Origin of the sequence: Nocardia sp. CY41, assembly GCF_009829325.1 — a bacterium.
GTDB lineage: Bacteria > Actinomycetota > Actinomycetes > Mycobacteriales > Mycobacteriaceae > Nocardia.
Map to the genome: position 1 here is coordinate 1 of NZ_VUOS01000079.1, position 5,730 is coordinate 5,730.

Annotated in this window: 7 protein-coding genes; 6 read left to right on the forward strand and 1 reads right to left on the reverse strand. The window is 68.9% G+C overall.

The annotated features are described in order from the left end of the window. Nucleotides 1-1,559, forward strand: a 1,559-nt coding sequence (locus GVY64_RS36360; protein ID WP_159851156.1) for a hypothetical protein, incomplete at its 5' end; no start/stop codon positions are given. An 841-nt stretch (nt 1,560-2,400) separates the two neighbouring features. Here the strand turns inward: GVY64_RS36360 and GVY64_RS36365 are convergent. Further along, nucleotides 2,401-2,991 (reverse strand): hypothetical protein, encoded by a 591-nt coding sequence (locus GVY64_RS36365; RefSeq protein WP_159851158.1) that lies wholly within the window; start codon nt 2,989-2,991, stop codon nt 2,401-2,403. 287 nt (nt 2,992-3,278) lie between these two features. On the opposite strand from GVY64_RS36365, the gene GVY64_RS36370 reads away from it, so the two are divergent. From GVY64_RS36370 to GVY64_RS36390, 5 genes are all read left to right on the forward strand, one after another. Next, nucleotides 3,279-3,677: a hypothetical protein gene (locus GVY64_RS36370; protein WP_159851160.1), complete on the forward strand. Its 399-nt coding sequence runs from the start codon at nt 3,279-3,281 to the stop codon at nt 3,675-3,677. 150 nt (nt 3,678-3,827) lie between these two features. Further along, the gene (locus tag GVY64_RS36375; protein ID WP_159851162.1) at nt 3,828-4,175 is read left to right on the forward strand and encodes a permease; all 348 of its coding nucleotides are present in this window, start codon (nt 3,828-3,830) and stop codon (nt 4,173-4,175) included. A 401-nt stretch (nt 4,176-4,576) separates the two neighbouring features. Further along, complete coding sequence (locus GVY64_RS36380; RefSeq protein ID WP_159851165.1) at nt 4,577-5,098, forward strand: hypothetical protein; 522 nt, start codon at nt 4,577-4,579, stop codon at nt 5,096-5,098. A gap of 117 nt (nt 5,099-5,215) precedes the next feature. Further along, a complete protein-coding gene (locus tag GVY64_RS36385) occupies nt 5,216-5,542 on the forward strand; it encodes a DUF3467 domain-containing protein (protein ID WP_159851167.1) in 327 nt (108 codons plus the stop codon). 37 nt (nt 5,543-5,579) lie between these two features. Beyond that, complete coding sequence (locus tag GVY64_RS36390) at nt 5,580-5,729, forward strand: hypothetical protein (protein WP_159851169.1); 150 nt, start codon at nt 5,580-5,582, stop codon at nt 5,727-5,729. The last annotated feature ends 1 nt before the right edge of the window (nt 5,730 follow it).

Genomic DNA, 5,730 nt, shown 5'->3' on the forward strand with positions numbered 1-5,730 from the left:
TGATCGCGATCGCGATTGCGATCCGGATCGCAGGCGCCCACCGGGCGCGGTGGCAGATCTCGCGGGCGGTCGATATCGACCAGTCGATGCGGCATCTGGATCCGGTGCGCCGGGCGTGGGAAGCGGACCTTCAAGACCGGCGATTCGCGTGGGACCGCGACGCCGCCCAGGTGTTCACGTCGGCGACGGCGCGGCGGGTGGCGAAGGTGCTCGGCGAAGATGCGGTGACCGAGGCCGAGCAGCTGCTCGGCGCTGACCGGATCGACGAGATCACCGCCGCGGCGGAAGCTCTGGTGCCGGATGTGACTACGGCACCGGCGTGGCCCGCGCTGTTGTCTCGGCTGGCCGAGCTGGAATCCGGCGGCCGGGACGCGATCGAAGACCTCACCACCGTGGTGCGGGCGCGGGAGCTGGGCACCGCCGACGACATGGCTGCGGTCCTGTCGTGGCGCATCGAGAACCTGCTCGACACCACCACTCCCGCACCGCCGGCCGAACCGCGGCGTACCCGGCCGGATCTGTCCAAGGCCCAGGCCAGAGCCCAAGCACCGTTGACTGCGCCGGATGTTCAGCCGATTCCGCGCCGGTTGTCCCGGCCGTTCTACACCGAGTTGCCCGAGGACGAGCGGGCGATCCTGCGCATGGCCTCGATCCTGGAGTCCGCATACGCGCGGCACGACCTCGCCCCGCGCACGTGGGACGACGACCAGCTGGGCGGGGAGCTGCTGCACCGCCGCGCCGAAATCGCGGCGCTGCGCCAGGAACTCGAAGCGCGACGGCTGGGCGGCCCGCTCCTCGCGCAGGTGCGGGCGGACAACAAGACCCTGACCGAGCAGGCCGCCGCGATCAAGGCCGCGAAACAGGCCCTCGACGAGGCCGATCGGCTCGAACGCGAGCACGCCACGCGGGAGCGTGAACGTGAGCGGCTCGAACGCGAGCACGCCAACACCTCGCGGTGGAGTCCGCGGGTCCGCGCCCGTCTCGAGGCCCAGATCGCGGAGGTGAGCGAGCAGATCGACCAGCACGCCCCGGCCGCCCACGCCGCCCGCAGCGCTGCCGACGCCGCGGCCGAGGACACCGGGGTGCCGCAGGAGGAGTGGGCTGAGGTGTTGCGCAACGCCAACCAGGCGCAATGTCAGCGCCGGGTGCGTGAAGCCGTCCAGGCCGACGCGGCCGCGCTCACCGCCGACTCCCGGATGCTGCACATCCTCGAACACGAACTCGAGAAGGTCGAAACCGAGCACACCTACCGCGGTCGCATGACCTCCGACCAGCGGGCCGAGAGTGTGCACAAAGCGCGCAAGCAACAGGCGCCGCGGACACGCTCCGAGCTTGCCGCCCGGTTCATGCAGCGATCCAAAGGCTGGACCACACCGAGCACAGACACCGGGCCCGATCCGTATGGCTACGGCTACGACCTCGACATGGAATCCGCTCCGGAGAACTCGAAGCAGCAGCGAACATCCCCGCAGGAAGACAAATCCTGGCAGCGTCACATGCCGGAACCGCATCCCGACCTCGGGCCCGACCACGAGCCCGACCAGGGCCGGGGGCTCTGATTCCCTTGGGGTGCAGGGTGCTCCAGGACCGCTGATGCCCGGTCCGGCCGCAGGACCTCGGACGCGACACCCCTGGATTAGCCCCTGGATTAGCGCAGGGTTTGGGTCCAGGGGGTAATCCAGGACCTAGGCCAGGGGGTAATCCAGGGGCTAATCCACCCCGGGCAGCTCGGTGAGCTGCGGTGTTCCGTCCCGGCCCGCACCTTCGTCCGCAAGCTCCCCGATTTCCCGACCACCCTCGATCTGCGGAGTACCTGGATCAAGGGTGGTCGAGAAACCGGTTCGGGCCGGGACGAAAACACCTTCGAGACCAGACCCGGGAGCGGGGTGGTGGGGAGGGGGTTCGGTCGCCGCGTCAGCCGTGTCAGCGCGCCGTCGACCGAACACGCGGATGGTCCGGCAGAGCGCGGCGAATGCCGTCGAAGGACAGCCAGGGGTAGCGATTAGGGTCGCGACTAGCCTCGCGCAGCCGTCGCTACCCTGGTCGCGACCCTGATCGCGAGTCTGGTCGCTACCTTGGTCGCTACTCCAGTCGCGAGGCCGATCTGGTCTGAGCTGTGGTGTTTCCGTCCCGCCCCGTCCCCTACGTTCGCGGGCTGCCGTTTTCTTGACCACCCTCGATCTGCGTACCTGGACGAGGGTGGTCAAGAAAACGGGGACGGGGCGGGACGGAATGTTGAGCAATGGCACCGGATTCCGGGGAGAAACAGGGGAGGAACGGCGGCGGCCGCTGGGAGGGTGCGTGCGCTGCGGTGGGCGTGCTGGTCGCCTTGGGAGGTGCTGCCGCACGAGCTTCGCTCGCTTGCCACCGGGACCACACGGCCCAGTGCCAGCAGTGGGGTCAGTGTCCGCGTGCTCGGTAGAACTGGCGGTGGCGCGGCGGGGTGTCCTGACGGAACAGGTAGGCGATCCCGTTGTGCACCGGACCGGCTGTGGTGGCAGGGAACTGTCCGGCGTCGAGCATGTCGCGCACACGCATCAAGACGGTGCGGATCGACTTCGGTGAGGACAACACCCGCTCGACGGCGGCGCGGTGTTCGGCGGCGGCGGTGGGGAGTTTCGCCGGCGGATTCCGCGCCGCGTCCGGGTCGGTGTCGGCGTGGAATGCCTGCCACAGGTCGAGGATTGTCGGCTTGAGCTTCTGGCGCGTGGCGGTGTCGGGTCCGTGGTGGCGCCAGCGGTGAGCGAGGGTGCGCAGCAGCAGTTCGGTGGCGTCGGGATCCTCCAGCAGTCGCGCGATCTGCCGTTCGAGCGAGATCCGTTCCGGGCGCTGCACTTCCTTCTCGAGCACGACTTCGCGGATGCGGATGCCTTGCTCGCTGCCGCGTCGTCGGCAGTCATCCGAGCACCATCGGCGGCGGCGGCCGCGGCGGGGGTGCACGATCAGCGACGCGCACTGCGGGCAGTACTTGGGAGGATCGTCGAGGTACATATCGACCACGCTACGAGTTCCGCCGGACGAAACACTCGACTGCGGGCCACGCAGGTGCAGGAGGTGTAACCCGGATCCCGGCGAATTTCGCCGGACGAAATGCCCCGGTTGCGCACTGGGGGTGGAAATGGTGTGTGCTGTCGGCGCGCGACGGTCGCTGCGAGGTCGGCTACGCGGTGACCGGTCGGTGGTGTCGGTGCCGAGCGTGGGCCGCCTCGGCTGTCGGCCCGAGCGCGTCGAGTTCACCCTGCCCGTTGTTGTCGATGCCTGCGGCTACGATCCGCGGCATGCCCGAGCTGCGCGAGGGATGGGACGTGGAGGAGGCTGTCGGGGAGACCGGTTGGGTGATGGCGCATCTGGCCGACCACTACGTCTCCGCGCCGCCGGATGCTGATGCGTATCCGCTGGCCGGGGACGAGCGCTGGGACGAGCCCCTGATCGAGGGCGCGTTCAAAGACGCTGTCGATCGGGCGTGTTCGGCGGTGTCGCTGCGGTGGGATCGAAATCGTGGCGTGATCATCTACCCGGAGTCGATGACAGCCGCCAAAGCCGCCGTGTTGTGGAACGCGGCTCTGGCCGAGGCCCGCCACCACCGCTTGGGTGAGATCGTCGCGCAGACCCGAGCGGGTCGGGGTGACCGGCTGGCGGACCGTACCCGCGGCAGCGAGTGGGTGCTGCCCAACTGACCGACCTCGCACCGACTCGCCCGGTTCCGGTCAGGGGGAGCCGCTAGCCACCCTGCTCATGGCCGGTCATGGCAGCCGCGGCCACGGTGGTGGTGTCGGCAGCCGAGTTGCCGCGGCGGCGTCACGACCACTGTGCGTAGGCTGCTGGGTATGGCGTCGGAGGGCTTGGAAGCTCGTCTGGCTGCGCTGGAGGCGCGGGTCGGTGAGCTGGCCGAGCGGCTGCGCACTGTCGAGCAGGATGCCGCGGCGGCGCGAGTGCTGGCCGGCGGCGCGCAGCGGGGGGTGACCGAGATGGGCACACAGATCCGCGACTTCCGGCAAGCCGTTATGTCCGCTCTGGCCGATGCGGGTGAGCGTGTGAGCGGGCAGTTCGACCAGGTGTACAACGAGTTCGCCGAGATACGTGGCAAGTTGGCTGCCGTGGGGTCGGCCCAGGCCCGGATCGTGGCGTTACTGACCACGCGTGTCGAGCGCGGCGGCAACGGTCGATCGCGGTAGGCGGGTGCCGTTGAGGAGGGCGTCACCCGGGGCATATGGGGAGAGAAACCCCCAGGTGAAACGGCTATCGTGTGATCTTGAATCAAGTTGGCGCTATCGACGTATCCAGTACCGGAGTGTTTGCTGACCTTTGTTGCCATATCGCGCCTCGATTGCCTCGTAGCGCGATTCTTACCGGCACCGGACAGTTCACCGACTCGCGAGGGAATGCGGGATCTGCCTGGGTAGCTGTGGGTGTGCGCAGGCTGCCGAGTAGTGGTCCGCGGCGTGTTTCGCCCGCATTTCCGGGCGATTGCTTCAAAGTTGCTGATGACCGGTGGTGGTGATGGGAGTATGTGCCGGTCGAGCGAGTTCGTCCCAGTTGGAAATGCAACCGTCCACACTTTTGGAAGGGAACTCAGATGGCAGCGCAGGACACGAGCACGGAGAACCGGTCGTCGCAGGGTCAGCGTCAGGATGTGGTGGATGTGCGTGGGGAGGTGGAGATGCTGCGGCTGCGGCTGGACGAAGCCCGCCAGGAGGCCCAGAGCGCGCGCCAGTACGCGATGCAAGCCAGTGGCTTGGCGCGTCAAGCCCAGACCCAGGCCCGGCAGGTGCAGAACCAGGCGCAGACCGCGCAGCACAACGCCAGCCAGGCCAATCAGCAGGCGCAGCAGGCCCGCCAGGCCGCGGTCTTGGCGTCGAATCAGGCCCAGCAGGCCCAAAGCGAGGCCGACCGCGCCCAAGCCCAGGCCCAGCAGGCCCAAGGCGAAGCCGGCCAGTCCCAGCAACGCGCGTCCTCGGCGGCCGATCAGGCCGATCAGGCCACCCAGCTCGCCCAGCAGGCCGAGGACCAGGCCACCCGCGCCCAGGACCGCGCCGGGCAGTGGGAGCTGCAGCTGCACCAGATCCGCCAGCAGGCCCGCCAGCTGGAAGGCCGCTGACCGGGGTCCGGCCGGGACGAGGATGGCTTCTGTGAGGACGGTGCCGGCGCGGCGGCGCATCGGGAAACCGGCGCGACCGCAGCCCGGCACCACCCCGCAGCCCGGTGGTGAGCGGTCGTGAGCGATGACCCGAACCCGCCCGGCCCGCCCGAGGGCGACATAGATGTCGAGGTGATCGTGCCCGACGCCTGGAGTGCGGGGGTGTATGCCAACGGGTTCACCTGCTGGTACAACCGCACCGACTTCACCCTGGACTTCCTGGTCTATCTGCCCGCCGAACCCGCCGCCGCGGGGCAGCACGGACCGGTGATGCGCCAACCGGTGCAGGTCACCGCGCGGGTGAAGTTCCCGCCCGCGTTGATCTTCCGGTTGATGCGCACGCTCGATGAAGCCATGAGCAACTACGAACACCAATTCGGGCACATCACCTCCCTCGGCGACTGACACCGCCCCGTCCACCCACGGTGAGGAGAACATTCGCGTGATGATCACCGCTACCGGGCCGATCACCCTGATCACCGGCCCCCGCGACCGCACGATCGTGCCCGACCCGCGGGTGCGCTACCAGCCGACCACGATCAGCGGCCGCCACTACAAGCCCACACCCACCACCCCCCGATCCACGTCCTGAA